This is a genomic window from Streptomyces sp. NPDC127119 (assembly GCF_042677425.1).
Lineage (GTDB): Bacteria > Actinomycetota > Actinomycetes > Streptomycetales > Streptomycetaceae > Streptomyces.
The window spans coordinates 1-24,977 of the sequence record NZ_JBHXTO010000139.1 but is presented as its reverse complement, the minus strand read 5'-3'; the positions used below and the strand labels follow the sequence as shown (position 1 = coordinate 24,977).

At 71.6% G+C, this 24,977-nt stretch carries 21 protein-coding genes; 9 read left to right on the top strand and 12 right to left on the bottom strand.

The features are described from left to right. Positions 1-178 precede the first annotated feature (178 nt). Both ACFVH5_RS36420 and ACFVH5_RS36415 read right to left on the bottom strand, forming a co-directional pair. Positions 179-1,534 (bottom strand): hypothetical protein, encoded by a 1,356-nt coding sequence (locus tag ACFVH5_RS36420; RefSeq protein WP_385837971.1) that lies wholly within the window; start codon positions 1,532-1,534, stop codon positions 179-181. Positions 1,535-1,752: 218 nt separating this feature from the next. After that, positions 1,753-2,097 carry a hypothetical protein gene (locus ACFVH5_RS36415; RefSeq protein ID WP_385837970.1) on the bottom strand — a complete coding sequence of 115 codons (345 nt, stop codon included), beginning with the start codon at positions 2,095-2,097 and terminating at the stop codon, positions 1,753-1,755. Positions 2,098-2,207: 110 nt separating this feature from the next. Here ACFVH5_RS36415 and ACFVH5_RS36410 point away from each other — a divergent pair, with 110 nt between their 5' ends. Then, on the top strand, positions 2,208-2,432 hold the full coding sequence (locus ACFVH5_RS36410; protein WP_384807491.1) for a DUF2277 domain-containing protein: 225 nt from the start codon (positions 2,208-2,210) through the stop codon (positions 2,430-2,432). Positions 2,433-2,451: 19 nt separating this feature from the next. Here ACFVH5_RS36410 and ACFVH5_RS36405 read toward each other — a convergent pair whose 3' ends face one another. Beyond that, on the bottom strand, positions 2,452-3,120 hold the full coding sequence (locus ACFVH5_RS36405; RefSeq protein ID WP_385837968.1) for a DedA family protein: 669 nt from the start codon (positions 3,118-3,120) through the stop codon (positions 2,452-2,454). Between the two features lie 338 nt (positions 3,121-3,458). Here ACFVH5_RS36405 and ACFVH5_RS36400 point away from each other — a divergent pair, with 338 nt between their 5' ends. Continuing rightward, on the top strand, positions 3,459-4,067 hold the full coding sequence (locus ACFVH5_RS36400; protein WP_385837973.1) for a superoxide dismutase family protein: 609 nt from the start codon (positions 3,459-3,461) through the stop codon (positions 4,065-4,067). A gap of 59 nt (positions 4,068-4,126) precedes the next feature. On the opposite strand, the gene ACFVH5_RS36395 is transcribed toward ACFVH5_RS36400, so the two are convergent. The 4 genes from ACFVH5_RS36395 to ACFVH5_RS36380 form a co-directional block, all read right to left on the bottom strand. Next, on the bottom strand, positions 4,127-4,579 hold the full coding sequence (locus ACFVH5_RS36395; protein ID WP_385837967.1) for a DoxX family protein: 453 nt from the start codon (positions 4,577-4,579) through the stop codon (positions 4,127-4,129). 84 nt (positions 4,580-4,663) lie between these two features. Further along, positions 4,664-6,673: an FAD/NAD(P)-binding protein gene (locus tag ACFVH5_RS36390; RefSeq protein WP_385837966.1), complete on the bottom strand. Its 2,010-nt coding sequence runs from the start codon at positions 6,671-6,673 to the stop codon at positions 4,664-4,666. 336 nt (positions 6,674-7,009) lie between these two features. Next, positions 7,010-8,683 (bottom strand): alkaline phosphatase D family protein, encoded by a 1,674-nt coding sequence (locus ACFVH5_RS36385; protein WP_385837964.1) that lies wholly within the window; start codon positions 8,681-8,683, stop codon positions 7,010-7,012. Between the two features lie 163 nt (positions 8,684-8,846). Next, positions 8,847-9,491, bottom strand: coding sequence for an HNH endonuclease family protein (locus ACFVH5_RS36380; RefSeq protein WP_384807500.1), 645 nt, complete (start codon positions 9,489-9,491; stop codon positions 8,847-8,849). 393 nt (positions 9,492-9,884) lie between these two features. On the opposite strand from ACFVH5_RS36380, the gene ACFVH5_RS36375 reads away from it, so the two are divergent. After that, positions 9,885-10,550, top strand: coding sequence for an HAD family hydrolase (locus tag ACFVH5_RS36375; RefSeq protein ID WP_385837963.1), 666 nt, complete (start codon positions 9,885-9,887; stop codon positions 10,548-10,550). Positions 10,551-10,913: 363 nt separating this feature from the next. On the opposite strand, the gene ACFVH5_RS36370 is transcribed toward ACFVH5_RS36375, so the two are convergent. Continuing rightward, positions 10,914-11,894 (bottom strand): peptidoglycan-binding protein, encoded by a 981-nt coding sequence (locus tag ACFVH5_RS36370; protein WP_385837962.1) that lies wholly within the window; start codon positions 11,892-11,894, stop codon positions 10,914-10,916. A 299-nt stretch (positions 11,895-12,193) separates the two neighbouring features. On the opposite strand from ACFVH5_RS36370, the gene ACFVH5_RS36365 reads away from it, so the two are divergent. The 3 genes from ACFVH5_RS36365 to ACFVH5_RS36355 all read left to right on the top strand — a co-directional run bounded on the left by ACFVH5_RS36365 (position 12,194) and on the right by ACFVH5_RS36355 (position 15,804). Continuing rightward, on the top strand, positions 12,194-14,203 hold the full coding sequence (locus tag ACFVH5_RS36365; protein ID WP_385837961.1) for a DHA2 family efflux MFS transporter permease subunit: 2,010 nt from the start codon (positions 12,194-12,196) through the stop codon (positions 14,201-14,203). 138 nt (positions 14,204-14,341) lie between these two features. Continuing rightward, positions 14,342-15,043 carry a hypothetical protein gene (locus ACFVH5_RS36360; RefSeq protein ID WP_385837960.1) on the top strand — a complete coding sequence of 234 codons (702 nt, stop codon included), beginning with the start codon at positions 14,342-14,344 and terminating at the stop codon, positions 15,041-15,043. A gap of 5 nt (positions 15,044-15,048) precedes the next feature. Next, a complete protein-coding gene (locus tag ACFVH5_RS36355; RefSeq protein ID WP_385837959.1) occupies positions 15,049-15,804 on the top strand; it encodes a hypothetical protein in 756 nt (251 codons plus the stop codon). A gap of 181 nt (positions 15,805-15,985) precedes the next feature. Here the strand turns inward: ACFVH5_RS36355 and ACFVH5_RS36350 are convergent, their stop codons facing one another. Beyond that, positions 15,986-16,390 carry a DUF1992 domain-containing protein gene (locus ACFVH5_RS36350; protein WP_385837957.1) on the bottom strand — a complete coding sequence of 135 codons (405 nt, stop codon included), beginning with the start codon at positions 16,388-16,390 and terminating at the stop codon, positions 15,986-15,988. Positions 16,391-16,669: 279 nt separating this feature from the next. On the opposite strand from ACFVH5_RS36350, the gene ACFVH5_RS36345 reads away from it, so the two are divergent. Continuing rightward, positions 16,670-17,074 carry a hypothetical protein gene (locus tag ACFVH5_RS36345; RefSeq protein WP_385837956.1) on the top strand — a complete coding sequence of 135 codons (405 nt, stop codon included), beginning with the start codon at positions 16,670-16,672 and terminating at the stop codon, positions 17,072-17,074. Between the two features lie 69 nt (positions 17,075-17,143). Here the strand turns inward: ACFVH5_RS36345 and ACFVH5_RS36340 are convergent, their stop codons facing one another. Continuing rightward, complete coding sequence (locus tag ACFVH5_RS36340) at positions 17,144-17,815, bottom strand: O-methyltransferase (RefSeq protein ID WP_385837955.1); 672 nt, start codon at positions 17,813-17,815, stop codon at positions 17,144-17,146. Positions 17,816-18,134: 319 nt separating this feature from the next. Between ACFVH5_RS36340 and ACFVH5_RS36335 the strand changes: the two genes are divergently transcribed. Beyond that, complete coding sequence (locus ACFVH5_RS36335) at positions 18,135-20,279, top strand: bifunctional glycosyltransferase 87/phosphatase PAP2 family protein (protein WP_385837954.1); 2,145 nt, start codon at positions 18,135-18,137, stop codon at positions 20,277-20,279. Here the strand turns inward: ACFVH5_RS36335 and ACFVH5_RS36330 are convergent. Together ACFVH5_RS36330 and ACFVH5_RS36325 are read right to left on the bottom strand one after the other, a co-directional pair. Further along, complete coding sequence (locus tag ACFVH5_RS36330) at positions 20,233-21,879, bottom strand: hypothetical protein (RefSeq protein ID WP_385837953.1); 1,647 nt, start codon at positions 21,877-21,879, stop codon at positions 20,233-20,235. The genes ACFVH5_RS36335 and ACFVH5_RS36330 overlap by 47 nt on opposite strands. A 155-nt stretch (positions 21,880-22,034) precedes the next feature. After that, on the bottom strand, positions 22,035-23,279 hold the full coding sequence (locus ACFVH5_RS36325; RefSeq protein WP_385837972.1) for a cytochrome P450: 1,245 nt from the start codon (positions 23,277-23,279) through the stop codon (positions 22,035-22,037). Between the two features lie 328 nt (positions 23,280-23,607). Between ACFVH5_RS36325 and ACFVH5_RS36320 the strand changes: the two genes are divergently transcribed. Next, complete coding sequence (locus ACFVH5_RS36320; protein WP_384807522.1) at positions 23,608-24,777, top strand: steroid 3-ketoacyl-CoA thiolase; 1,170 nt, start codon at positions 23,608-23,610, stop codon at positions 24,775-24,777. The last annotated feature ends 200 nt before the right edge of the window (positions 24,778-24,977 follow it).

Sequence of the window (24,977 nt, the reverse complement as noted above, 5' to 3'; positions counted from 1 at the left end):
CTCCGCCTTGCAGCTGCACGCACCACACCCCGCTCACCGGCGCCCACAAGGCACCGCAGCTTTCCTTCGCCGTGATCGACCGGACAGGTCCTAGCTGGGGCGTACACCTCCCGGACGGGCGCCCTCGGGCACCCGTCCGGGTTCGGCAGTCGGCTAAAGGTCCACTTCCGTAACGCCTCTAGTAGGCGCCGCCGCCGTAGCTGTACCCGTCGGAGACGTCCGGGTACATCGACGACGAGCGGTGGCGTGACTGGCTGGCCATGCGCCGGCGCGACTGATTGCGCCGGGACCGCGACCGGGACCGGCCGGTGCGCTCGTCGTCGTAGCCGTCGTCGTGGCCGCCGTAGCTGTATGCCTCGCTGATGTCGGGGGCGATGGAGGACGCGCGGGTGCGTGACCGGCTGGCCATGCGGCGGCGTGACTGGCTGCGCTGCCGGGACCGACCGGTGCGCTCGTCGTCGTAGCCGCCGCCGTCGAAGCTGGTCGCGAAGTCCGCCCCGTCGAGCGTCCCGCCGCGGGCGAGCAGGTTCAGCTGCTCCCGCTGGTTCATCCGGCCCCGGGAACGGCTGCGCCGGCGGGACGGATCGCGCTGACGGTAGGACGTGTCCAGCTCGTGGGGGCTGGCACTGCGGTCGCTCCCGAGGTCCGGGTAGCTGGACAGCGAGTCGAAGTCGTTGGTCCGCCCCGAGCGCAGCCGGTACGAGCGGGCACCGTGGCTCCGCATCATGGCGTCCTGCTCGTGCTCGTCCGGGTAGCGACCGGTGCGCGCGACCCGGCGTCCCGCATCGAGTTCGGCCCGCTCGTAGTTCATCAGCGGCCGTGTCCTGCGCACCTGGCCATTGCTGTCGAAGTACGGCGCGCTGCCCCGGCCGCTGCGGAGCATGTGGCTATAGCTGTCGTCGGACTGCTCGACGGCCGCGGTGCGCGGTGCGTTGCGGAAACCGGGCTGATGGGCGTACCCCATCATGTTCATGTGCATGGCGTTGGCCGGGTTGTTGTGCACCTCCAGGGCTTCGGTCTGCGCGTCGCGGTACTGCCGCTGCGTCATACCGGTCGTACCGATGCGGTCCCGGCGGCGTGTGCCGGTGCCGTCGTGGGCCCGGTGGTCGTCATAGCCCTCGTAGTAGGCGGGGAGGTCGTTCTCCACGGCTCGGGCGTGGGCGCCGACCGCTCCCGCCTGGCCACGGGGCACCCGGGTACGGGCCCGTGGGGCGGCGGCGGAGTAGAGGATCGGGTGTTCGGCCTGGTGCGTGCTGTTGCCGTCGATCACCGAGTCCCACTCGTCCTCCAGACGGCGCCGCTCGCGGTTGCGGCCGCGGTAGGTGCCGTCGTCGTACCCTCCGGCACGCTGGATCGTCAGCGGGGCGTTGGCGTTCGGCCCGGACAGACTGCGTGAGACGGCCGCGTTGCCCGCGAGCCGCTGGAGGTTCAGGATCGAAGTCGCCCCGGACGAAGCCGCGTTGTCGTTCTGGCGGGGGAGGGGGCGGGAAGATGTCCCCCCACGCGTCCGGGTCGGGTCTTCGCGTGCGTACATCGCTGGCTCCCTGGGTTGTGCAGGCTCTCGTCGAGCAAATTGAAGACGGTACGGGAGGGCGACGAGGTGACACCAGGGTCTCCGAGGCACAAGTCGGGGTCCTGGCGGGCAGAGTTGAGGCGGCCCGGCGGACGGCGCCCGCTGGTGAGTGGGGGCGTGCCCCGGCTTTCGGGTCGACCCTGGCTCGGGGCTCGGGGCTCGGGGCTCGGGGCTTGGAGCTAGGGCGAGGGGTGGTCCTTCGGTTCCCCCGCGTGTTTGACGCTCATCCTTGCGTCGACCTTCTCCGTCGGCGCGACCTCCGACCAGAAGCGGTGGCAGGTCACGAAGACCGCCAGTTCCCGTTCTCGCTGGCGGAGTTTTTCGACCTCTGCCTGTTCGTCGGGGGTCCAGCCCGGGGAGGCAGGGCGTTCCACCTTGCGCCAGCCGTGGTCGTCGCTGAAGCCGTCCAGGGGCTCGACCGACCAGGGGAGCCGCTTCAGCAGGGCCAGAAGTTCGGCCCGGACCTGATGCAGCTCCTCCTGACCGGACAGGAGGTCGCTTGGGAAGTCGAAGGTCTCAGCCACCCGGCAATGGTACGTCTGTTCGATTTTGCGATGCGAGTTCTTTGGGGGATGTCGCAGGGGGAGTTCACGCGAACGCTCGCGTTGTCAGTGCCGCGCGCGAGACTGGACGTATGTGCCGCAGCATCAAGACTCTCCGACCGCCCGTCCTGCCCGAAGAGGCCACGGAGGAGGACATCCGCGCCGCCGCCCTTCAGTACGTCCGCAAGATCTCGGGCTTCCGCGCCCCGGCCGCCCACAACCGCGAGGTCTTCGAACGCGCCGTCGACGCCGTCGCCGAAGCCACGGCCGAACTCCTGGCCGGACTGGAGGTGAGGGGGCAGACCCGCGCGTCTTAGCGGGAGCCCTGCCCCGCTGTCAGGCGCTCTGGCCCGGCTCCGGTGCCGGTACGGACACGGGTACCAGCGGGGACGTCTGCGACGGGCGTCGCATCAGGTACGCCGCCCCCGCGCCCGCCCCGAACAGCGCCACCAGCGAGATGCCCGAGGCCAGCCACGTCGCGCCCAGCCACTGGCCGCCGAAGTAGCCGAGGGCCACGCTGTACGCGGCCCACGCGAGGCCCGCGAGGATCGACCACGGCAGGAACTCGCGTACGCGCCGGTGTGCGGCCCCCGCGCCCAGCGAGACCAGTGAGCGGCCCGCGGGGGCGAAGCGGGCGAGCACGACCAGCGTGCCGCCGCCGCGCGCGAGGGCCGCGCCGAGACGTTCCTGCGCCGCGCTCAGGCGCCGCGAGCGGGCGATGGCGCGGTCCAGCCGCGCGCCGCCGCGCCAGGCCAGCCGGTACGCCACCAGGTCGCCGAGAACCGACGCGGTCGCGGCGGAGAGAATCAGGGAGAGGATGTCCGGCACGTGCTGGACCGCCGCTCCGGTGCCCGCCGCGGCAGCCGTCGCCGCCGTGATGACCAGCACGCCGCTCGGCAGCACCGGCAGGAAGACGTCGAACAGGACCGACAGCGCCACCACGGCATAGATCCATTGGCTGTAGATCCAAGGGGTGCCGGACAGCGACCCCACACTCTCAAGCACCGAAACTCCCCTGTGTCTCCCCCGTAGGCCCGGACCGTGCCGTGTGCCGCGGTGTCGCGGGGGAGCGGCAGGAGCGGCCTGTGACAGCCATACAGCGTACGCCTCGGGTGGGGCAGGAGATCCACAGGGGGCTCGTGTGTTCGCCACACCATGTTCACCCGGCTGCCACACCCCCGGGGCGGACGGCTCGCGCGTCCCGTACCAACGGAAAGGGGCCACCGATCGACTGAGGAGCGGAACCGACGATGACGGCAGGCATAGAAACCGCAGTGGGTGCAGAGAGCGCGGAGCGTGCGGAGGGCGTGGAAGGTGCCGCGGGTGCGGAGCGCGCGGACCGCATGGGTGGCGTCGCGGGCGCCGTGGTGCGGAAGGCCGTCGTGGTCCTCGCCGGAGCCCTCGCCTCCGTCGCGCTCGCCACCGGTACCTCGGACGCCGCAGGCACCTCGGACACCACCGGTCCCGCGGACTCCGATTCCGCGCCCGGCTACCGGATGCGTACGGACGCCCGCTTCGCGCCGCCCGGCGCCTTCGTCCCGTCGGCGGCGGTCACGTACGACGGCACCGGACTCGTACCGCCCGCCGCGTGGATCGAGGTGAGTCAGCGGAGCGAGGAACGCGGGCCTACGACGGTGGCGTTGCGCGTCACGGGGCTGAAGGCGGGGCACGCGTACGGGGTTCATGTGCACCGGGACCCGTGCGGCGCCGAGCCGGCCACGGCGGGCGGGCACTATCAGCACCGGCCGTCCACGGACCCCGCCGCGGCCAACCCCGAGAACGAGGTCTGGCTCGACTTCACCGCGGACGACCGCGGCGAGGGCGGGGCGAGTGCGCGTCACGACTGGAACTTCCGGCGCGGCGAGGCCGCCTCCGTCGTGCTGCACGCCGAGCCGGGCGGTGCGGGCGCCCGGCTGGCGTGCTTCACCGTGCCCTTCGGGTGGGGCGGCTGACGTCACGCCCTGTGGGCAGGTCGAACCGACGTCGTGAAGGGCACGGTGAGGCCTGCGTGTCAGGCCGCGACGGGCTCCGAGGGACGGTTCTCCCCGGTCGTCGTGGACGAACGGCCGGGGAGCAGCCGGTCCAGGCCGAACGCGCCCGAGCCGGTGAAGACGAGCAGGAGCATCGACCAGCAGTACATGGCCGCGCCCTCACCGCTGTTCTCGATCGGCCACAGTGCCTCGGGCTGGTGGACCTTGAAGTACGCGTAGGCCATCGCGCCCGAGGCGATGAACGCGGCGATACGGGTGCCGAGGCCGAGCAGGACCAGGGTGCCGCCGACGAGTTCGATGACGGCCGCGTACCAGTTGGGCCAGGCGCCGGTCTCGACGGTGGCGCCCTTGCCGTTCAGGCCGCCGAGCACGCCGAGCAGCGAGACGGCTCCGTGGCAGGCGAAGAGCAGGCCGACGACCATGCGGAACAGGCCGATCGCGTATGGCTGGGCGCTGTTGAGGCGTCCGGTCATGTGGGATGACTCCTTCGGTGTCTGTACGGCCCATGGAGGACCGGTGGGGGACGTAACCGAGTGAGTGCTCTACGTTAGGTCTGCCTATTCAATGCTTGCAAGTTCAACTTTGGGCCATGGCTTTTCGGTCGATACGGGTGTCGATGCGGGTTCCGTTTTCGTCTCCGCGCCCCGTCCGACCTCGGCGGCGGCCGTGCGCAGGACCGCCCGCGCCACCGCGTCGGCGTCCGACAGGGTGACCGAGTCCACCCCTGGACGGACCCCGGCCGCGGTCACCCAGTGCACCCCCTCCGTGGGCACCCCGAACGCGAACCGCCGTGCGTGCGGCAGCCCTTGACGATCTATCAGGTGATACGGGCGCTGTGTCACGTCCAGCCCCCCGGTCTCGTAGCCGTCCACCGTGTGCGGGCGGCACTGGCCCGTCTTCAGCAGCCGGGCGAGCAGCGCGTCGGCGGTGCGCCGCAGGTCCGGCTCCGGCAGCCGGGCCTCGACGAGCGTGGTCGCCGACACGGTCGAGCCGGGCACGTCGGGGGAGTGCGCCACCCACGCCCCGTCCTCGGCCCGCACCTCCAGGCGCGGGCCGATCACCTCCAGCACACCCGCCTCGAGGAGCGCCGCCATCTCCTCGATACGGCGCCGGGGCGGGCCGATGGACAGGAACGCGTTGAGCGGGGTGTACCAGCGGTCCAGGTGCTCCCGGCGTGAGGAACCCGCGAGGCCGCCGTGGTCGACGATCTGCCGCAGTTCGTTGCGCAGGTCGCGCAGCACGTCCAGAGCGGCCTTGAGGGGGCCGTCGACATTGCCGAGCGCGGCCTGTTCGGCGTCCTCGCGCAGATGGGCCAGCAGCCAGCCCCGGAAGTCGGCGGGGCCGGTGAAGACCCGTCCGCCGTGCGGGCGTGAGACGCGGTCCCAGGACCAGCGGTCGGCGGCGGCAACCCCGAACTCGTCCAGCACCACTGCCTCTTGAGGGTCCCGGTGTGGAACGGCGAGGAAGCGCTCACGGAAGCCGCGTACCGCCGGTGTCCCCGGGAGGTCGGCGGCGCCGCGGGCCAGCAGGGTCTCGTAGTAGACCGTTTCGACCTCCTTCGCCACCAACGGCCATATCTCCGTGAGGAAGTCGGGCGCGTCGCCCGAGTCCGCGCGCTTGCGGAAGCCGGAGACGGCCTCCGGGGTGAGTACGAGCGGGAGATGACGGCCGTACGGGCCCTTCGCGTTGTCACCGCGCGCCTGATACGGGATGCCGCGGCGGGAGCCGGCCACCAGACGCGGCTCGCGGCCCGAGGGGAGGTAGCGCGTACCGGCCGGGGTGCGCGCGAAACGGCCGCCGCGGCCCGTCGTCAACAGGGCCATGTGGTCGAAGAAGTTGAGGCCGAGGCCGCGCAGCAGGACGGTCTCGCCGGGGAGTACGGAGGAGAGGTCGAGGTCCGCCGGGTTGGCGGGCGGAACGTGACGCAGCCCGTGCCGCTCGGCGTGCGCGGACAGCCGCTCCTGTGCCTGGTCCGCCACGGCCGGCAGATGGCCCTGGGCGAGCACCACGGCCGCCAGGCCCGTCAGGACGCGGCCGTCGTCGAGCACGAGGGTCTGGAGGCCGTCGGCCGAGTTGTCGAGGCGGGTCGCGCGCGCCCGGTGCGTCTCGATCCGCAACGCGGGCGGCGCACAGCGGACCACCTCGCCGAAGACCCACTCCAGGTACTGGCCGTACTGGGCCCGCGTCGGATAGTCGTCCGGTCCCAGCGGACCGACCGCCTGCCCGCCCGACTGTCCTGCGGCCTCCCCGCCCGGTTGTCCTCCGGCCTGTCCGTCCGCCCAGGCGTGCAGGCCCGGTCCGGGGCGTATCGGGCCCGAGCAGTCCACGCTGTCGTCGGTGAAGAGGGTGACCTGGGAGGCCACGGTGTTCATCAGCAGCTCGGCGGGCTGTGCGGTGCGCCAGACGCGGCCGGGACCCGGCGGGGAGGGATCGACGACGTGGACCGTCAGACGCGTTCCGGGCGTGAGGAGTTCGGGCGCGGAGGCGCACAGGCGTTCCAGCACGCTGGTACCGCGCGGTCCGGCGCCGACCAGGGACACGGAGAGGCGGTCTGTTGGTTCCGACAAGGGGGTGACTCCCGGACAGGTGGGGCATGCGCGGCTCACCGTCCCGGCGGAAGCGGACGGTCCGCATCATCATGCCGTCGCACACCACGGGAACCGACCCCTGAAGCGGATCAACGGTGCTGGTTGTGGCATGCCTCACGGGACGCTCGGGACTCAAGCGCACCAAGCACCAACATCACGGGCAACACGTGCAATAGACGTACGAGACCTCGTCGGCGGCAGCGCCACGTCAGGGGCGGCGCCCGGCGAGGGGCGCGGGGAGGCGAGGGGCGCGGGGAACTGCCGGCCCGGCCCCCCACCGGGCCGGCAGCCGACCACCCGCCCCCAGGGGCGCGCTCAGCTCAGGACGGACTCCACAATCGTCCGCAACCGTGCCCCACCCCCGCGCTCCTCACGCGCGTGATCGAGCCGCAGCCGGGCCGAACGCCCGCTCAGCGTCAGCGTCATCAGCTGGTTGCCGAACCAGGGCCCGCCGGTCTTCCGCCAGTCCACCGGCGGAGCCGCGACCCTGCCGTGCCGGGCGAAACGACGGCCGAGCGCCCGCCCCACCCCGCTCCAGCCGAAGCGGAAGCCGACCCTTATGTACGGCGGGATGGAGTTGTGGACGGGAGAGCAGGTCAGCTGGACCACCCGGGCGTCGGGGCCCGCAAGGCCCTCCCTCCAGACCGGCTCGGCGACGTACGCGTGATGCACGTCCCCGGACAGCACGCAGACCGTCGCGGGCGCGTGCGGCCCCGAACCGGCCTCGGCGATCAGCTCCGCCAGCTGGTCGAAGGACGACGGGAACGCGGCCCAGTGCTCCAGGTCGGCCGCCCGCCGCAGTTTCTCCCCCCGCCGCGCCCAGCGCCCACCCCGCTCGCCCCGGCACATCGCGGCGTTCCACGCCTCCGCGTCGTGCACGAGGTTCGGGAGCAGCCAGGGCAGGGAGGTGCCGATGAGGAGGTGGTCGTAGGCGCCGGCGCCGTCGGGGGCCTGCTCGTCCCGTACACGGCCGTCCTGTATCTGCTCGCGCAGCCACTCCCATTCCGCCGGGTCGAGCATCGAGCGGTTCTGCTCGTCGAGGACGCGGGCTGCGCGGCTGTCGACCATCATGAGACGGGTGCGGCCGAAGTCGCGGCGGTAGCTCCAGCGGACCGAGGCCGGGACGGCGTCGGCCCGGGCGGCGAACGCGCGCAGGGCGTCGGTGCCGTCGGGCGTGGCGCGGACCTCCTCGTACAGGGGGTCCTCGGCGAGGCGGTCGGGGGAGAGGTTGCCGAGGTGCTGGTGGACCCAGTACGACATCAGGCCGCTGAGCACGCGCTCGCGCCACCAGGGGGTGTCCCGCATGTCGGCGACCCAGGCCTCGCTCGTGTTCCAGTCGTCGATGACGTCGTGGTCGTCGAAGATCATGCAGCTGGGCACGGTGGAGAGCAGCCAGCGGACCTCGGGGTCGAGCCACGATTCGTAGTAGAGGTGCGTGTACTCCTCGTAGTCCGCGACCTCGGCGCCGGGCGGCTGGTCCAGGCCGCGGCGGGCCTGCAGCCAGTGGCGGGTGGCCTTGGACACCTCGTCCGCGTACACCTGGTCGCCCAGCAGCAGGAGGACGTCCGGGCGCTCGCCCTGCGGGTCCGCGGTGATCCGGGCCGCGAGGGTGTCCAGCGCGTCCGGGCCGACCGGGTCCTTCTCGCCCTCGGGCGGTGAGGCCCAGCGGCAGGAGCCGAAGGCGACGCGGACGGTCTCGTGGTCGTCCACGGGGGCGTGGATGGCCGAGGGCGGGAAGGGGGAGCCGGGGAGGGGCCAGACGCGCTCCCCGTCGAACAGCACCTCGTACGCGGTGGTCGTGCCCGGTGTCAGTCCGGTGACCGGGATCAGGGCGTAGTGGTGGCCCGACACCTGGAAGGTACGGGACTCACCGCCGGAGCCGTCCGCGCAGCGCACCTCGGCGGTGGCCGGACGGCTCGCCTCGACCCACACGGTCGCGGACGAGCCGTCGACATACCTCAGCAATGGACCCAGGCGCAGGCTCGCCACGTGATCACCCTCCTCCGTCGCCCCGTACGGTACGGAACGACGGAGGCCGGTGGGGAGGTTCCGGCGAGAGATCGCGTGAGATGGCGGGAGATCGCGAGCCGTACGGGTCCGATCCGCATCCGATCCGCATCCGATACGGGTCCGATACGGGTTCCGGGCCGGGTCAGCAGCCGCTGAGGACCGAGGTGAGCTTGCTCTTCTCCGCGGAGTCGACGGAGAGGTCGTAGTAGTACTTCACCTGGACCCAGGCGCGTACGTACGTGCAGGCGTAGGCCGTGCGGGACGGCATCCACTCGGCCGGGTCCTGGTCGCTCTTCGACTGGTTCACGTTGTCCGTGACGGCGATGAGCTGGGGGCGGGTCAGGTCGTTGGCGAAGGCCTGGCGCCGCGCGGTGGTCCAGCTGTCGGCGCCGGAGTCCCAGGCCTCGGCCAGCGGCACGAGGTGGTCGATGTCGAGGTCGGAGGCGGCGGTCCAGGTGGCGCCGTCGTAGACGGAGTACCAGGAGCCGCTGGTGGCCGCGCAGGCGGAGCTGGTGACGACGTTCGTACCGTCACGCTTCAGTACGGTCTCGCGGGTGTTGCAGGTGCCGCTGATCGTGATCCAGTGCGGGAAGAGGTCGCGGTCGTACCCGGTACGGTCCTCGGTCGCCACGGTCAGCGAGGCGAGGTAGGTGCGGGCGGTGGCGGCGCTGACCGGGGTGGGCAGCGCGGCGGAGGCGGCCGGGCCGTTGAAAAGCCCGACCATGGCTATCAAACCGGCGAAGGCGGCCACTAGACTCAGCCGTCGACGCGCGTAGACCTTCGGCATGCGAACTCCCTAGGGGTGGGGGGAAGTTGACCTGCGAGCGACTGAATGCTCGCGGGGGCCGGTTTCCGGGAGATGTGCGTCAGGTGAGAAGTTAATGACGTGGGCATGACACGACAAGATGTTCGGCGGGATTCCTGGAGCGGGCTGCCTGCTTTGTCATGTCCTCGTGCGGAATGGAAGGGGACCCCCGGGTAGCGGGATCACTCCTTTGTTTTGTACCGTGGAGAAACAAAGTGGTCCCCGCTCGCACTCCCTGACCGGCGGGCGGGGCCACCTTGTTCCCCCGGAGGTGTGCGGGGTCCTCCTCGCGCCCCGGTCCACGCCTCGACGCGCGTTCCGATCCGCGCTTCGATCCCACGCCCTTTTCGATCCCACGCTTTTTGGAGCAAGCCGATGACGGCCTCGACCGTGCTGACCGCCCGCGCCCTGCTGCTGGACATGGACGGCACCCTCGTCAACTCGGACGCCGTCGTCGAGCGCGTCTGGCGCCGCTGGGCCGACCGGCACGGGCTCGACGGGAACGAGGTCATGAAGGTCGTCCACGGGCGGCAGGGGTACGCGTCCATGGCCGTGCTGCTGCCGAACCGGCCCATGGAGCAGAACTACGCCGACAACGCGCGCATGCTCGCCGAGGAGACCGCCGACATGGACGGGGTCGTGGCGATCGAGGGGGCGGGGGAGTTCCTCGCGTCCCTGCGGGAGCTGGGGGTGCCGCACGCGCTCGTCACGTCGGCGGACGTCGGGCTGTCCGCCGCGCGGATGGGAGCGGCGGGGCTCGCGCTGCCCGACCTGCGGATCACCGCGGAGTCCGTGGGGGCGAGCAAGCCGGACCCCGAGGGGTTCTTGAAGGGGGCGGCGGAGTTGGGGGTCGCGCCCGAGGAGTGTGTGGTGTTCGAGGACTCGGGGGCGGGGATCTCGGCGGGGCGCTCCGCGGGGATGCGGGTGGTGGGGGTGGGGGCTCGGGCCGGGTTTCATCGGCCCGATGCGGTTGTCCGGGACCTTCGGGGGGTTCGGGTCGAGGGGTTGGAGGGTGGGGGAGTTCGGTTGCGGATGGTGTGACGGGCCCCTGCCGGGGCGGGGTGTCGTGGGGTGGGGGTTGGCTGGGGTTGTGTGTCGGGTGCGGGTCCGGTGGGGGCTGGTCGCGCAGTTCCCCGCGCCCCTTAAAAGCGACAGGGCTGCGCCGTTGCCCGTGCCCTGTAAAGGCAAAAGACTGCGCCGTTCCCCGCGCCCCTGAGGGTGGGGGACCGCTGCGTTGTCCGTGTGCGTGAAGGCGAAAGATTGCGCCGTTCCCCGCGCCCCTGGCAGGCGAAGGTTGCGTCGTTCCCTGCGGCCCTAAAAGCCAAAGACTGCGCCGTTCCCCGCGCCCCTGACCGGCGAAGGCTGCGTCGTTCCCCGCGCTCCTGAGGGCGGGGCGGGGCGGGGTCAGGGTTCTGTTGTTTCTGATTCCAGGCGGGTGCGGGTTTCTTCGGTGTAGACGCCCTGTTCTTCGTCCAGGCCCCGGGTGAACTGGTAGTTGCGTACCGCGTTCTCCGTGCGGTTGTCGTAGTCGCCGTCCGCGTCGCCCACGTAGAGGGCCAACTGCTTGAGGCGCAGCTGTAGTTCGGTGACCTCGGGGCCCTCGTCGCCGCGGCGCAGCACCGCCGGGCCCGCCTTGTCCGTCGGGGCGGCGGACGACGGCTCGGCGCTGACCGAGTTCTCGGGCGACGGCGCGCGCGTCGTCGCGGTCGTCCTGGACGGGGTGGCCGACGCGCTCGGCGACTCCGAGGCCGACGGCGTCGGGCTCTCGCTCGCCGACGCGGACGCCGATTCCGACGCCGACTCCGACGGTGACCCGGAGTCCGACGAGGACGGCTCGTCCACCGCCGTGTCCGGCACGCTCGCGCGTATGTCGTCCGGGGCCGCGCCGTTGCGCGACGGCGACTCGTACGAGAACAGTCCGCTCGCGAACCCGGCCGCCGCGACCACGACTGCCGTGGCGCCGGCTCCCACGAGCACGAAACGACGCCGGCGGCCCGTGTTCCCGGGCGCGTCCGAGGAGTCCGCGGGGCCGTCGTAACCGTCGGCGGCGGCGTGGGTGTGCGGGAAGTCGTCGGGCGGGGTGCGCTGGAGGGGGATCGCGACCGTCGCCCGGTCGTCCGGCCCGTGACCGGCCTCCGGCGCCGGAGACGCCTGCGGGCCGCTACCGGCGCCCGCCGCGGCGCCCTCCGCGTGTACTTCCAGGTCCACGTAGGGGCGGATGCGCAGCGGATCGAAGTCCTCCGCGGCCGCCGTCTCGGCGGACCGGGTCTCCAGGAGTTCGTCCGCCGCTCTGCGGGCGCAGCCGCATGTGGGGGAGCCCCCCGACTCCCTCGGTGCCCCGCATTCCGGGCATATATGACCGCTCCGGTCGCTCACGTCGTGCATCCTTCCCCGTACGAACTCCAGCGATTATGCAGACCCCCTCCACACAATCTCCCGGTTACCCCCGGAATCCCGAACTCCTGGCCGAATTCAACAGGCCATAACCGGTCACACCGACCAGGATGGAAGAGGAACGGGATTCTCGTGGCCGGGAGGTCTTCATGGCCGAGGATGCGCACGACAGGGGCGGCAGCAGGGGTGGCGGAAGGGGTGAGGGGGGCGTGCCCGACGCTCCCCCTGACGGTCTTCAGGGCCGTCATCCACGGGATCACTCGCGCGGCGCCACCGCCGTTCCTCCGCACATGCAGGGCGGGGTCCTCGTGTCGATCGGGGCGCTGCTCCTGGGGCTGCTGCTCGCCGCGCTCGACCAGACCATCGTGTCGACCGCGCTGCCGACCATCGTCAGCGATCTCGGCGGGCTCGACCATCTGTCGTGGGTCGTCACGGCGTATCTGCTGGCCTCCACGGCCGCCACCCCGCTCTGGGGCAAGCTCGGCGACCAGTACGGCCGCAAGAAGCTGTTCCAGGTCGCCGTCGTGATCTTCCTGACCGGTTCGGCGCTGTGCGGCATGGCGCAGAACATGCCCCAGCTGATCGCCTTCCGCGCGCTTCAGGGCCTCGGCGGCGGCGGGCTCATCGTGCTGTCGATGGCGATCGTCGGCGACATCGTCCCGCCCCGGGAGAGGGGCAAGTACCAGGGGCTGTTCGGCGCGGTCTTCGGCGCGACCAGTGTCCTCGGGCCGCTGCTGGGCGGGCTGTTCACCGAGCATCTGAGCTGGCGCTGGGTCTTCTACGTCAACCTCCCCGTCGGGATCGTCGCGCTCGCCGTCATCGCCACGGTCCTGCACATCCCGGTCCGCTCCCGGAAGCACACGATCGACTACCTCGGTACGTTCCTGATCGCGGCCGTCGCCACCTGCCTGGTCCTCGTCGCCTCGCTCGGCGGCAACACCTGGGGCTGGGGCTCGCCGCAGATCATCGGCCTCGCGGTCCTCGGCGTCGTCCTCGCCGTGGCGTTCGTGGCCGTCGAGCGCCGCGCCGCCGAGCCCGTGCTCCCGCTGAAACTGTTCGGCATCCGCACCTTCACCCTCGCCGCGGTGATCAGCTTCGTCGTCGGCTTCGCGATGTTCGGCGCGATGACGTACCTGCCGACGTTCCTGCAGGTCGTCCAGGGTGTGTCGCCCACCATGTCGGGTGTGCACATGCTGCCGATGGTGGCCGGGCTGCTGGTCTCCTCGACCGTCTCCGGGCAGATCGTCAGCCGGACGGGCCGCTGGAAGGTGTTCCCCATCGCGGGCACCGCCGTCACCGCCCTCGGGCTGCTGCTCCTGCACCGGCTCGACGTGGACAGCTCCACGGCCGAGATGAGCCTGTACTTCCTCGTCTTCGGCCTCGGCCTGGGGCTGGTGATGCAGGTCCTCGTCCTGATCGTGCAGAACGCCGTCTCGTACGAGGATCTGGGCGTCGCGACCTCCGGCGCCACCTTCTTCCGCTCCATCGGCGCCTCGTTCGGGGTCGCCATCTTCGGCTCGGTCTTCACGAGCCGGCTGAGCAGTGAACTCGCCGACGTGCTCCGCGGGCAGACCCTCCCGCCCGGTGTGGGCGCCGACGCGCTCAAATCCGACCCGAAGATCATCGTGGAACTGCCTGCCGCGCTCCGGCCACCCGTCGTCGAGGCGTACGCCGTCTCCATCACGGACGTCTTCCTGTATGCGGCCCCGGTCGCCGCCGTCGGCTTCGTGCTCGCCTGGTTCCTGCGCGAGGACAGGCTGCGGGGCTCGGTGACGGCGCCCGACGCCACCCAGACGCTCGCCAGCAACCCCGTGGAGCGCTCCTCGTACGACGAGGTGTGCCGTGCGCTGTCCGTGCTGGGCACCCGGGAGGGGCGGCGGCAGATCTACGAGAAGATCACCGCCCGCGCCGGGTACGACCTGCTGCCCGCCGCGAGCTGGCTGCTGCTGCGCATCAGACGCTACGGCTGGGCCGAGCCCGCCGCCCTCGCCGAACACAGCGGGGTGCCCCTGCAGATCGTCATCGCGGCCGCACGCCAGGTGGAGGAGCGGCGTCTGGGCGTACGGGAGGGACTGGACCTCGTTCTCACCGAACAGGGGCGTCAGGTGGCCGAGAGGCTGGCCGCGGCCCGGGAGGAGTCCCTCGCCGAACTCCTCGGTGACTGGTGGGGCCCGGACCGTCCCACCGACCTCGCCCAGCTCGTGACGGAACTGAACTCCGAGCTGTGCGGTTCCGACGCCGAACGGCCCTACGCGGACTCGGCGCCGAAGCCGGCCGGGCGGGCGTGGCTCGCCAAGTGAGGTGATCCAAAGCCCACTTGGGGTTCTCGTGTTGGGGTTCTCGTGACGTGGATCCGGCCATGGGCCGTTTGGCAGCCGAAGTCCGGGCAACCAGACGGAAGAAGCGGCCCGCTGGGCCCAGAACCCGGAAGGCAATCCATGTCCACAGGCGTGATCATCGTTCTGATCGTGATCGTGGTGGCCGTCGTCGCCGCCGTGATCGCTCGGCTCGTGATGGCCCGCGGGGCGGGCGGCGGGCAGAGCCTGAAGCGGCGCTTCGGGCCCGAGTACGACCGGGCACTCGCCCGGCACGACGGCGACTCGCAGGCCGCCGAGCGCGAGCTCGAGGAGCGCGTGCAGCGGCACGGTTCGCTGCAGCAGCAGCCGCTGGAGCCCGCGGCGCTCGACCGTTACACGGTCCGCTGGACCGCGATCCAGGAACAGTTCGTCGACTCGCCGCGCGACGCCGTCGTCGAGGCGGACCGGCTGGTCGCCGAGGTGGCGGGCGCGCGCGGCTTCCCGGCGGGCGACCGGTACGAGGAGCAGCTCTCCGCGCTCTCCGTGCACCACGCGCACCACGTGAACGGCTACCGCCGTGTCCACCTGGCCGCGCACCCGAACGGCGCCGGCGCCGACTGGGCCGACACGGAGGAGCTGCGTGAGTCCCTGGTCGAGGCCCGTGCGCTCTTCGAGGCCCTGACCACCTCCTCGACCACCTCCGCGCGCGCCGGCAGGGCGCAGCTGCGGAAGGCCGACGGGGACGGCGGCGAGGAAACGGCCGAGACCACTCGAACCGACAGCTCCCGCGGCCGTTCGCACGCGCCGTGGGCGCTCAACAGGCGCCATGTGAAGGGGAGTTGAGACGTATGCCGGACAACACCACGGCAGGACCTTTCAAGGATCGACGGGACGAGCGCGACGAGCGGGGCGAGGTGACCAGGACGCCGGGTACGGGCGGCGCGGCGGGACCCGAGGCCGCGACCCGCGCCCCCGGGACGGGATCCGGCACGCGGGACGACGCGCTGGGAGGCCGGGACACGGCGTCCCAGGAGCGCGTCCGGGACGGCCAGGACACCGTGGTCGGCGGGCGCGTCCCGGCCGGCCCGCGCACCCCTGAGCAGGACCGTTCACCGGGGCGCGCGGGCGTCAAGGGGAAGGGTGCCGCCACTGCCGCCAGGACCACAGGTGCCACGGTCCCCGCCCCTGCCGCCGCCCCCGCCCCTGCCGCAACCCCTGCCACCGCCCCCGACACCGGGAGGGGCACGGGCGGCCGGAGCGGCGCGTCCCGCGAGGGCATTCTCGGCGCCGAGGCGCGGGTGAACGCGGGGACCAGGGCCGGGTCGGACTCCGGCGGGCGGCTCATGCCGCACGACGAGGGCGACAAGTGGTCGCAGCAACTGCATCACGCGGTCGCCGGGTTCGTCGACGGGCCACGCGGCTCGGTCGAGGAGGCGGACCGGGTCCTCCAGGAGGTCGCCGAACGGTTCACCGAGGCCGTCACCCAGCGGCGCCGCGCCCTGAGCACGTCCTGGCAGAGCGGCGACGACAAGGCCGACACGGAGCAGTTGCGGTTGGCCCTGAAGGACTACCGCGAACTGACGGAACGGCTGCTGAGGATCTGACCCCGGCCGCCCGGCCGCCCGACCGCATCATCCGCGCAACCGGCTTGCGCGGTAGGCCGGTTGAGCCGGACCGAGTTGATCGAGCAGAGAGGCCCTGCCCGGGTGACGCACCGGGCGGGGCCTCACTCGTGGGCGCGTACGTGGCACGGACCGTCGGCCCGATCGGCCGTGTTCGTCGGGGTCAGGCCGTGTGGCGTTCCTGCCACGCGCGGACGATCTCCTCCACGTCGTACGGCTTGAGGCCCAGCGGCGGGCCCGGTGGCGGCTTGAACATCATCTCGCGGATCTTCGCGTTGATCTCCGTGACGATCCGCCGCACCACCCGCTCCGACGGCGCCGCGGCGGCCTGCTCCAGCGCGTCCTCCGCCTCCTTGCGCAGCGCCAGCGTCGGAGGCAGCACGGACATGCCCTCACGGGCCATCTTCTGCTTGATCCACCACAGTTCGTCGTACGAGGTGTCGGGGCCGCTCGGCAACGGCTTGCCCGCACCGACGAGTTCGGTGAACTCGCCGCGTGCCTCCGCCTCGCGGATCTGCCGGTCGACCCAGGACTCGAAGCCGACCCCGGGAGGTTTGCGCTCGGTCATACGTCCATTGTGCCGGACGCCGTTCTGGAAGCGCTGCCGGAAGCACGTGCCGGAAGCCCCGTCGGAGGCCGCGCGGGACCGGCGAGCGGTATGCGGCCGTGCCGCACGGTATGGACTGTGCGGAGCGGTATGCGACTGTGCCGGACGTCGAACGCGTCGGCGCTCTATCATTCGGCGGCGATACGTCGCCGGGCGTCGAACACGTCCCGGCGCGGGACAATCGGAACGTCGGAACGCGGAACGTCGGAATGCGGAACGCGCGGGAACGAAGGAGCGCACGTGCTCGAACTCACCATGGCCTCGGTGTCCGGGACGGACGCCGGCGCGACGGCCGGAATGCAGATGGCCGACGCGCCGAGCGAGCCGGGCGCCGTGCTGCGGGTGGGGCGCGACCGGGGCGCGTGCCGCCTCGCGACGCCCGACGACTGGCTGTTCGTCTCGCGGGTCCACCTGGAGTTCCTGTGTGGGCCCGAGGGGACCTGGCAGGTGACCTGGCTGCGGGGCACGCACGACGACCCGTCGTCCGAGGTGCGGTTCACGCTGGTCGGCGGAGGCGGCGGAGTCCTGCAGCCGCTGCCGTACGGCGGGACGGCGAAGCTGCCCATGGGTGGTTCGGGCGAGCTGGTCATCCACGACCGTACGGGCCCGCGCAGCGTGAACGTGGGCTTCTACCACGAGGTCTGAGGCCCCCGGCTCTGAGGCCCACACGGGGTCTGAGGCCCCCGGGGTGCGGGAGAGCGCTGAGCGCGCCGCCTACGGCAGTACGCGTGCCAGCGCGAACCCGTCGTACCCCTTCACTCCCACCGTCTGGATCGCCGTGGCGGTCACCTTGGGATGCGCGGCGAAGAGGTCGAGCGCCTCGCGGGTGCCGCGCACGCTCGGGTCGTCGGTGGTGGCGTCGGTGACGGCGCCCTCGCGGACGACATTGTCGAGGATGATCAGGCTGCCCGGCCGCGTGAGCTTCAGCGCCCACTCCACATAGCGCGGGTTGTTCACCTTGTCCGCGTCGATGAAGACCACGTCGAAGGGCGCGGGGTCCTCGTCGGCCAGCGTCTGCAGGCCGATCAGGGCCGGCCCCACCCGGACCTCGGTGATCTTGTCCAGACCGGCCCGTGCGAGGTTGTGCCGGGCCACCTCGGCGTGTTGTTCGCTGTACTCCAGGGTGATCAGCCGGCCGTCCTCGGGGAGGGCGCGGGCCAGCCAGATCGTGCTGTAGCCGCCGAGCGTGCCGATCTCCAGGATGCGGGTCGCGCCCTGGATCACGGCGAGGAGATGCAGCAGTTTGCCCTGGTTCGGGGCGACGTTGATCTGCGGAAGTCCGGCGGCGTCGCTGTCGCGCAGCGCCTCGGTCAGGGCGGTGTCCGGCGGGGCGAGGAGCCCGGTGAAGTAGTCGTCCACGTCGTGCCAGAGCTGCGGCTCGGTCATGCGGTAAACCTTTCGTCTGTCTAGTTAGACGCGCTAATTAGTTCGGTAGCCGAATATAGCCGGTTCCCGGCGGGTTGGGTGGTTGTATTCCCGTCACGGCCGCGCGTGGCGGCGTGACGGCGGCTCTCTTCGGCCTTACAACACCTCCATCGGGACAAAAGAATGGAGGACGTCAGGTGAAGAGGGGGTTGCCCGCGTCTCACATCGGAGGTGGTGCGAGCCTCTTAGTGTTCGAACAGGAAACAGACGCACGGGACCCCCGGGACTCTTGGGGCCCATGGGGCGTAGAGGACGAACGGGGCGGGAGGGCCGACGGCACGTGGCAAATGTGGAGCACGGCGGACGACCAGGTGATCCCTTCGGGGCGACGGCGCCCGAGGCGGCCAGAGCGCGGCTGGGCCTGGTCCGCGCGGGCCTGTGGCTCATCGCCGCGGTCCTGGCCGTACGACAGGTCGCCGTCGTCCTGAGTACGCCCCGGGGCGAGCGCCTGACGGATCTGGAGACCTGGGTCGGACCCGACGGCGTCCTGCATGTGAACGGTTCGCTGTACGACTCGACGCGCTTCACCGGCACACCCTTCGGCGGACTCGTCCTCAAGCCTCTCACCAAGGCGGCCGAACAGGCCCTCGGCTGGGGCTGGACCTTCGGCACCCTGCTGCTGGTGGTCGCCCTCGGCCTGGTCGCCGCCCGCGCCCTCCCCCAGCCCGTGAGCCGCCGTACCGCTTTGCTGGCCGCCCCCGTCGCCATCAGCCTGCTGATGCTGTCCCTGCCCGTGCGCAACACCCTCTACCTCGGTCAGACCAGCATCATCCCGGTCCTGCTCGTGCTCCTCGGCTGCTTCGCCGTGCGCGGGGAACGGGCGAGCGGGGTGCTGATCGGCCTCGCCGCGGCCCTGCAGCCCACCGTCCTGCTGTTCGCGCCGCTCCTGTGGTTCACCGGCCGCCGCCGGGCCGCCGTCTCCTCCGGACTCACCTTCGCCGCGCTCACCGCGCTCGCGTGGGCCGCGATGCCGCACGACTCGTACACGTACTGGGTGCATCACCTGGCCGGGGTCGGGCTCGGGCGGCCCGCCGACGATCTCGCCAACCAGTCGCTGCACGGGGCGCTGCTGCGGCTCGGCATGGAGGGGCCGCTGGAGATCGGGCTCTTCCTGGTGCTCGGCACCGCCGTCGCCGTGCTCGGTCTGCGCCGCGCCGTGCGCTACGCCCGCGACGGGCAGCTGCTGCTCGCGGTCGCGGTCACCGGCTGCGTCGCCGTCGCCGTCGCGCCGACCACCTGGCAGCACCAGCTGCTGTGGGTGCTGCTCGCGCTGGTCGGCCGTGTCGGCAAGAAGGCGGGCGACCGGTACGTGTGGCCGGTCGCCGTCGTCCTGGTGATGACCCTGCCGGCCAAGATGATGCTGCCGAACATGGAGTCGCTGTACCCGCTGCGCGACAACGTCGTCCTGCTCGCCGCCCTCGCCGCCGCGACCGTGGTTCCGTTTCTGTCCCGTACGTCGGAGTACTACCGCTCGCCCGTCCCGACCGAGTACGCGCGGCCGGTGCCCACCCGGTTCAGGCACGTCCCGCTGCTGCCCTTCCTGCGCCGGGTCCTCACCCGGCCGAACCTCCTGCTCGAACTGCTGCTGATCCGCGTCGGCTACTCCGCGTACCAGCAGGTCAGGCTCGCGGCGACCGGCGGCACCAACACCGGGGGCCGGGCCACCGCCGAACAGCACGGCGAGCAGATCCACTCGATCGAGAAGTTCCTCTTCATCGACATCGAGCACTGGGTCAACCACGCGGTCGTGAAGGTCGGGTGGCTGGAGGACTTCTTCAACTTCTACTACACGTCGTTCCACTTCGTGGTCCCGCTGACCGTGCTCGGCGTCCTGTACGCCCGCCGGCCCGCCGAGTACCGCTGGGCCCGCGCGGCGCTCGGTTTCGCCACGCTGTTCGCGCTCGTCGGGTTCTGGCTCTATCCGCTGGCCCCGCCGCGGCTGATGCCCGGCCTGGGTTTCATCGACACCGTGCACGGTGTGCAGGACTTCTCCCAGCCGGACTACGGGACGCTGACCGCGCTCACCAACCAGTACGCGGCGATGCCCTCGCTGCACTTCGGTTGGTCGCTGTGGTGCGGGCTCGTCATCGCGATCATCGCCCCCAGGTGGTGGATGAAGGCCCTCGGGCTGCTGCACCCGCTGTTCACGGTCTCCGCGATCGTGGCGACCGGCAACCACTGGGTGCTGGACGCGGTGGGCGGCGCGGCCGTCGTCGGCGCCGGCTTCGGACTGACCTACCTGCTCCAGGGGCCCAGGCCCCGCCCGCACGCGCTCACGAAGGCGGCGGAAGGAGCCTCCGGGGAGGCCGGAACCGCGGAGAGGGGCGGGGAGGCCGCAGTCGCGGAGAAGGACGGGGAGGCCGCGGACGCGGACGCGGTCAGCACCGCGGGGCCGGGCCCGGCGAAGGGCCGTACCCCGAGCTGATCCGGTACCGGCCCGGCTCGGTCACCGTCAGCCGCGTGAACTCGCCCTCCTTTTCGAGGCAGCCCCCCTCGGCGTACAGCCAGGGCGAGAACGCGACCCGCACGGTCACCGGGCCGGGGTGCGGGACCCGCACCACGACCGCCGCGCTGTCGGCCCGGACGACCGAGGCGGGCGCCGACACCAGCGGTACCGCCCCGCGCACCCGGTAGACCCGCCAGTTCGGGTCGCGCCACACCGGCTCCAGCCACGGCGTGCCACCCCTGACCAGGCGCGCCTCGTCCTCCGCGAAGCCGTCCGGCTTCCCCTCGGGCAGCACCACGAAGCCGACGGCCCACCGGTCGAGCCATTCCCGGTACGTCTTCTCCGAGAACGTCCCGTCGTAGAAGAGCCGGCCCCGCTCCATGTCCAGCTGCCGGTTCCAGCCCCGCGCCAGGTTCACGTGCGGGGCCAGCGCGGTGGCCTCGCGGTGGTTGCGGGCCGGGACCACCTCGACGCGCGTACGGTCCGCGCCGAGCCGGTCCAGGGCCTCCACGACGCTGGTGGTGTCGTGGGCCCAGGCGGGCACCACGGTCGACACCGCCAGATCGTCGACGGTCTTCTTGGCGACCCAGCCCACGGAGAACACCAGCGCCATGGTCAGCGCGACGCGCCGCCTCCGCTGGGCGGGCCCCGACCTCGGCACCGCGAGGAGCGCGGCCAGCAGTGCCGCCGGGGCGAACAGCTCCGCCAGCCGCTCCACGTTCGTGCCGACCGGCGAGGGCACCAGGTAGGTGAGGACCGTCCCCGCCGCGTACACGACAGCGCCCCAGCGCAGGACCCGCCAGCCGCGCGGGGCCAGCGTCAGCACGACGAGACCGATCAGGACCGGCGGCCAGATCCGGGCGGCGGGCATCAGCTGCTCCCCGGCGAACGGGAAGAGCAGGGTCGTCGCGCCCACCACCACGACCGGCGGAGCGATCAGCGCGGCGGCCCGAGCCCGGTCCCGTACGAGGGCGTAGCCGGCGCCCGCGACGACGAGGAACAGACCCGCGACCGGGCTGGCCATGGTCGCGAGCGCCGCGTACGCCCACGCCAGCGGCAGGCGCCGCTCCCGGGTCAGCAGGACACAGGCGGCGAGTCCGAGCGCGACGCCGAGCGCGAACGTCGTACGCCCCGACGCGACGTTGCACCACAGGGCGAGTGACGCGAGCAGCGCGGGGCCCAGGGGGCGGCGGATCCCCGTACGGACGATGAGGGCCGCGGCCAGCCAGGCGGCCAGCAGCCCGGCCGCCACGGTGACCGTGCGCACACCGAAGGCGGCCATCAGATACGGCGAGATCAGGCTGTAGTTGGCGGTGTGCATCCCGCCGTACCAGAACAGGCTGTACGCCGAGCCGCCGTGCCGGGACGCGAAGTCGGCCCAGGCCTCCTGCGCGGCCAGATCGCCGCCGCCGGTGGCCAGGAACAGCCACCACACCACGTACAGCGGGGCGGTCGGCAGGGTGGCGAGGAGCGGCACGCGGTGCCGTGTCCACACCGGCTCCCAAACCGGTCGGAGGCCCCGCTTCCGGGCGGTCCACGCGCCCTCCTGTCGGACGGGGGACAGTTCGGCTGGGACCACGGCTCGGCGTTTCCGTTCGAAGTCTTCGAAGGTGTGGGTTGGCTGTGCCACCTGTGAAGACGCTCGGCGGATCGAAATCGTTCACCGAGTCCCGAAATGTTCGCCGATCGGGGGAGGGCCCGGTCGGCTCGGCGGGAATCGTCGGCCGGCACCCGTCAGTCGACGCCGACCTGCAGTTCCTTCACGCCGTTGATCCAGGCCGAGCGCAGCCGGCGCGGGTCGCCGACCAGACGGACGCCGGGCATCGCGTCGGCGATCGCGTTGAAGATGAGGTCGATCTCCAGGGTGGCCAGGGACTTGCCGAGGCAGAAGTGCGGGCCGCCGCCCCCGAAGCCGAGGTGCGGGTTCGGGTCGCGGTGGACGTCGAAGACCTCCGGTGTGTCGAAGACCTCCGGGTCGTTGTTGGCGGACGAGTAGAAGAGGCCGACGCGGTCGCCCTTCCTGATCTGCTTGCCGCCCAGTTCGGTGTCCTGGGTCGCGGTGCGCTGGAAGGCGACGATGGGGGTGGCCCAGCGGACGATCTCCTCCGCGGCGGTCGCCGGGCGCTCCCGCTTGTAGAGGTCCCACTGGTCGGGGTGGGTGAGGAAGGCGTGCATGCCGTGCGTGATGGCGTTACGGGTCGTCTCGTTGCCCGCGACGGCCAGCATCAGGACGAAGAAGCCGAACTCGTCGGAGGCGAGGTTGCCCTCGTCCTCGGCGGCCACCAGCGTGGTGACGATGTCCTTGGCCGGACACTGCTTGCGGTCGGCCGACATGTTCATCGCGTAGGCCAGGATCTCGGTGGCGGCCTCCTGGCCGATCTCCTCGGTGATCGCGTACTCCGGGTCGTCGTACGCGATCATCTTGTTGGACCAGTCGAAGATCTTGGCGCGGTCGTCCTGCGGGATGCCGATGAGTTCCGCGATCGCCTGGAGGGGCAGCTCGCTGGCGACCTCGGTGACGAAGTCGAAGGAGCCGCCGGGGCCGGCGTTCGCGAGCGCGGTCCCGACGATCCGGCCCGCGCGGTCGTGCAGGTTCCGCTCCAGGGCGCGGATGGCGCGCGGGGTGAAGCCGCGCTGGACGATCTGGCGGACCCGGGTGTGCTCGGGCGGGTCCATGTTGAGCAGGATCAGCCGCTGGGCGTCGATCGCGTCCCGCTCCATGTGCGGGCCGAAGCGGATGATCGCGGTGTTGAGGGTGGAGGAGAACAACTCCGGGTGCGTGGAGACGTACTTGACGTCGGCGTGCCGGGTCACGGCCCAGTAGCCCTCGTCCTGGAAGCCGGCGACGTTGGCCGGCTGCGGGATCCAGCGGACCGGTTCGGCCTGGCGCAGCTCGGCGAACTCCGGGAGGGGCACGCGGTGGTGCAGCAGATCGGGGTCGGTGAAATCGAACCCGTCGGGCAGCGCCGGGCAGGGCATGGGCAACTCCAGGTCGTGAAGTCCAGGTCGTACGACGGTCGGGTTCTGACGGTCCATCAGGCACCGGGAATTGCCGTGAAGGTAGTAACGGGTTCTACAAGAGGCAAGAGGCGCGGCACCCCGAATCTCGATGCGCGCCTCCTTTCCGCCCGGGGGCCACTTCTGTGCAAGCTCCGTGCAGATCGCGACTTCGGGAGCTGCACGACCCTTGCGGTGGCGGACGCCGGGTCAGCAGACTGCACACAGAACTAGAACGCGTACTAGTTCAGCGTGGCGGGTGGGCCGGGACGCCCGCGCCGCGCGGGTGACCCGAGGAGAGGAACTCCCCATGGCCGCGGAACCCGTGATCGTCGAAGCCGTACGCACCCCCATCGGCAAGCGCGGTGGCGCGCTCGCCAATCTGCATCCCGCCTATCTGCTGGGCGAGACCTACCGTGAACTCCTCGGCCGTACCGGCATCCACGCGGACTGCGTCGAGCAGATCGTCGGCGGCACGGTGACGCACGCCGGTGAGCAGTCCATGAACCCCGCCCGCACGGCCTGGCTCACGATGGGACTGCCGTACGAGACGGCGGCGACCACGGTCGACTGCCAGTGCGGGTCCTCGCAGCAGGCCTCGCACATGGTCGCCAACATGGTCGCGGCCGGCGTCATCGACGTCGGCATCTCGTGCGGCGTCGAAGCCATGTCGCGGGTGCCGCTGGGCTCCGGGTCCAAACACGGGCCGGGCAAGCCGTTCCCCGACGAGTCGAACGTGGACCTGCCGAACCAGTTCGAGGCGGCGGAGCGGATCGCCCGCCACCGCGGGCTGACGCGCGAGAACGTGGACTCGCTCGGGCTCATCTCCCAGGAGCGCGCGGCCGTCGCCTGGTCCGAGGAACGCTTCAAGCGCGAGACGTTCGCCGTGCAGGTGCCCACGACCGAGGACGAGCAGCGCGCCGGGCAGGGCATGTGGCGGCTCGTCGACCGCGACGAGGGCCTGCGCGACACGTCCATGGAGGCCCTGGCGAAACTCAAGCCGGTGATGCCCACGGCCGTCCACACGGCCGGCAACTCCTCCCAGATCTCCGACGGCGCCTGCGCGATCATGTGGGCGTCGAAACGGATGGCGCGGGCGCTCAAGCTGCGCCCGCGCGCCCGGATCGTGGCCCAGGCGCTGGTCGGCTCCGACCCGCACTTCCACCTCGACGGACCGATCGACGCGACGAAGGCCGTCCTGGGCAAGGCCGGGATGACGCTGAAGGACATCGACATCGTCGAGATCAACGAGGCTTTCGCGTCGGTGGTGTTGAGCTGGACCCAGGTCTTCGGGCAGGACCTGGCGAAGGTGAACGTGAACGGCGGCGCGATCGCGCTCGGGCACCCGGTGGGCGCCACCGGAGCACGCCTCATCACCACGGCACTCCACGAACTGGAGCGCAGGGACAAGGAGTTCGCGCTCATCGTGATGTGCGCGGGCGGGGCGCTGTCGACGGGGACGATCATTCAGCGGCTCTGAGCGCAGGGAGCGTCGGTCGCTGGGACCAGGGCCTGTCGTCAAATTCCCGTCTGCCGGGCGACGACGGGAATTGTCAGACAGGCCCTAGGCCCTGTCGTCAAATTCCCGCCTGCCGGCCGACGCCTGGCACGCTCCCCCAGCCTCCGGCCGGGGGGACCCCCACTCGCTGCACCGGGCGAAAGTCCAAGTACGTCCAGTAC

What these genes read in the sequence shown, in the direction of transcription:
- ACFVH5_RS36355 (WP_385837959.1), top strand. Translation starts at nt 15,049, where the DNA reads ATGCCGGACAACACCACGGCAGGACCTTTCAAGGATCGACGGGACGAG.
- ACFVH5_RS36320 (WP_384807522.1), top strand. Translation starts at nt 23,608, where the DNA reads ATGGCCGCGGAACCCGTGATCGTCGAAGCCGTACGCACCCCCATCGGC.
- ACFVH5_RS36395 (WP_385837967.1), bottom strand. Translation starts at nt 4,579, where the DNA reads ATGACCGGACGCCTCAACAGCGCCCAGCCATACGCGATCGGCCTGTTC.
- ACFVH5_RS36350 (WP_385837957.1), bottom strand. Translation starts at nt 16,390, where the DNA reads ATGACCGAGCGCAAACCTCCCGGGGTCGGCTTCGAGTCCTGGGTCGAC.
- ACFVH5_RS36375 (WP_385837963.1), top strand. Translation starts at nt 9,885, where the DNA reads ATGACGGCCTCGACCGTGCTGACCGCCCGCGCCCTGCTGCTGGACATG.
- ACFVH5_RS36360 (WP_385837960.1), top strand. Translation starts at nt 14,342, where the DNA reads ATGTCCACAGGCGTGATCATCGTTCTGATCGTGATCGTGGTGGCCGTC.
- ACFVH5_RS36340 (WP_385837955.1), bottom strand. Translation starts at nt 17,815, where the DNA reads ATGACCGAGCCGCAGCTCTGGCACGACGTGGACGACTACTTCACCGGG.
- ACFVH5_RS36400 (WP_385837973.1), top strand. Translation starts at nt 3,459, where the DNA reads ATGGGTGGCGTCGCGGGCGCCGTGGTGCGGAAGGCCGTCGTGGTCCTC.
- ACFVH5_RS36365 (WP_385837961.1), top strand. Translation starts at nt 12,194, where the DNA reads ATGCAGGGCGGGGTCCTCGTGTCGATCGGGGCGCTGCTCCTGGGGCTG.
- ACFVH5_RS36420 (WP_385837971.1), bottom strand. Translation starts at nt 1,534, where the DNA reads ATGTACGCACGCGAAGACCCGACCCGGACGCGTGGGGGGACATCTTCC.
- ACFVH5_RS36410 (WP_384807491.1), top strand. Translation starts at nt 2,208, where the DNA reads ATGTGCCGCAGCATCAAGACTCTCCGACCGCCCGTCCTGCCCGAAGAG.
- ACFVH5_RS36380 (WP_384807500.1), bottom strand. Translation starts at nt 9,491, where the DNA reads ATGCCGAAGGTCTACGCGCGTCGACGGCTGAGTCTAGTGGCCGCCTTC.
- ACFVH5_RS36370 (WP_385837962.1), bottom strand. Translation starts at nt 11,894, where the DNA reads ATGCACGACGTGAGCGACCGGAGCGGTCATATATGCCCGGAATGCGGG.
- ACFVH5_RS36325 (WP_385837972.1), bottom strand. Translation starts at nt 23,279, where the DNA reads ATGCCCTGCCCGGCGCTGCCCGACGGGTTCGATTTCACCGACCCCGAT.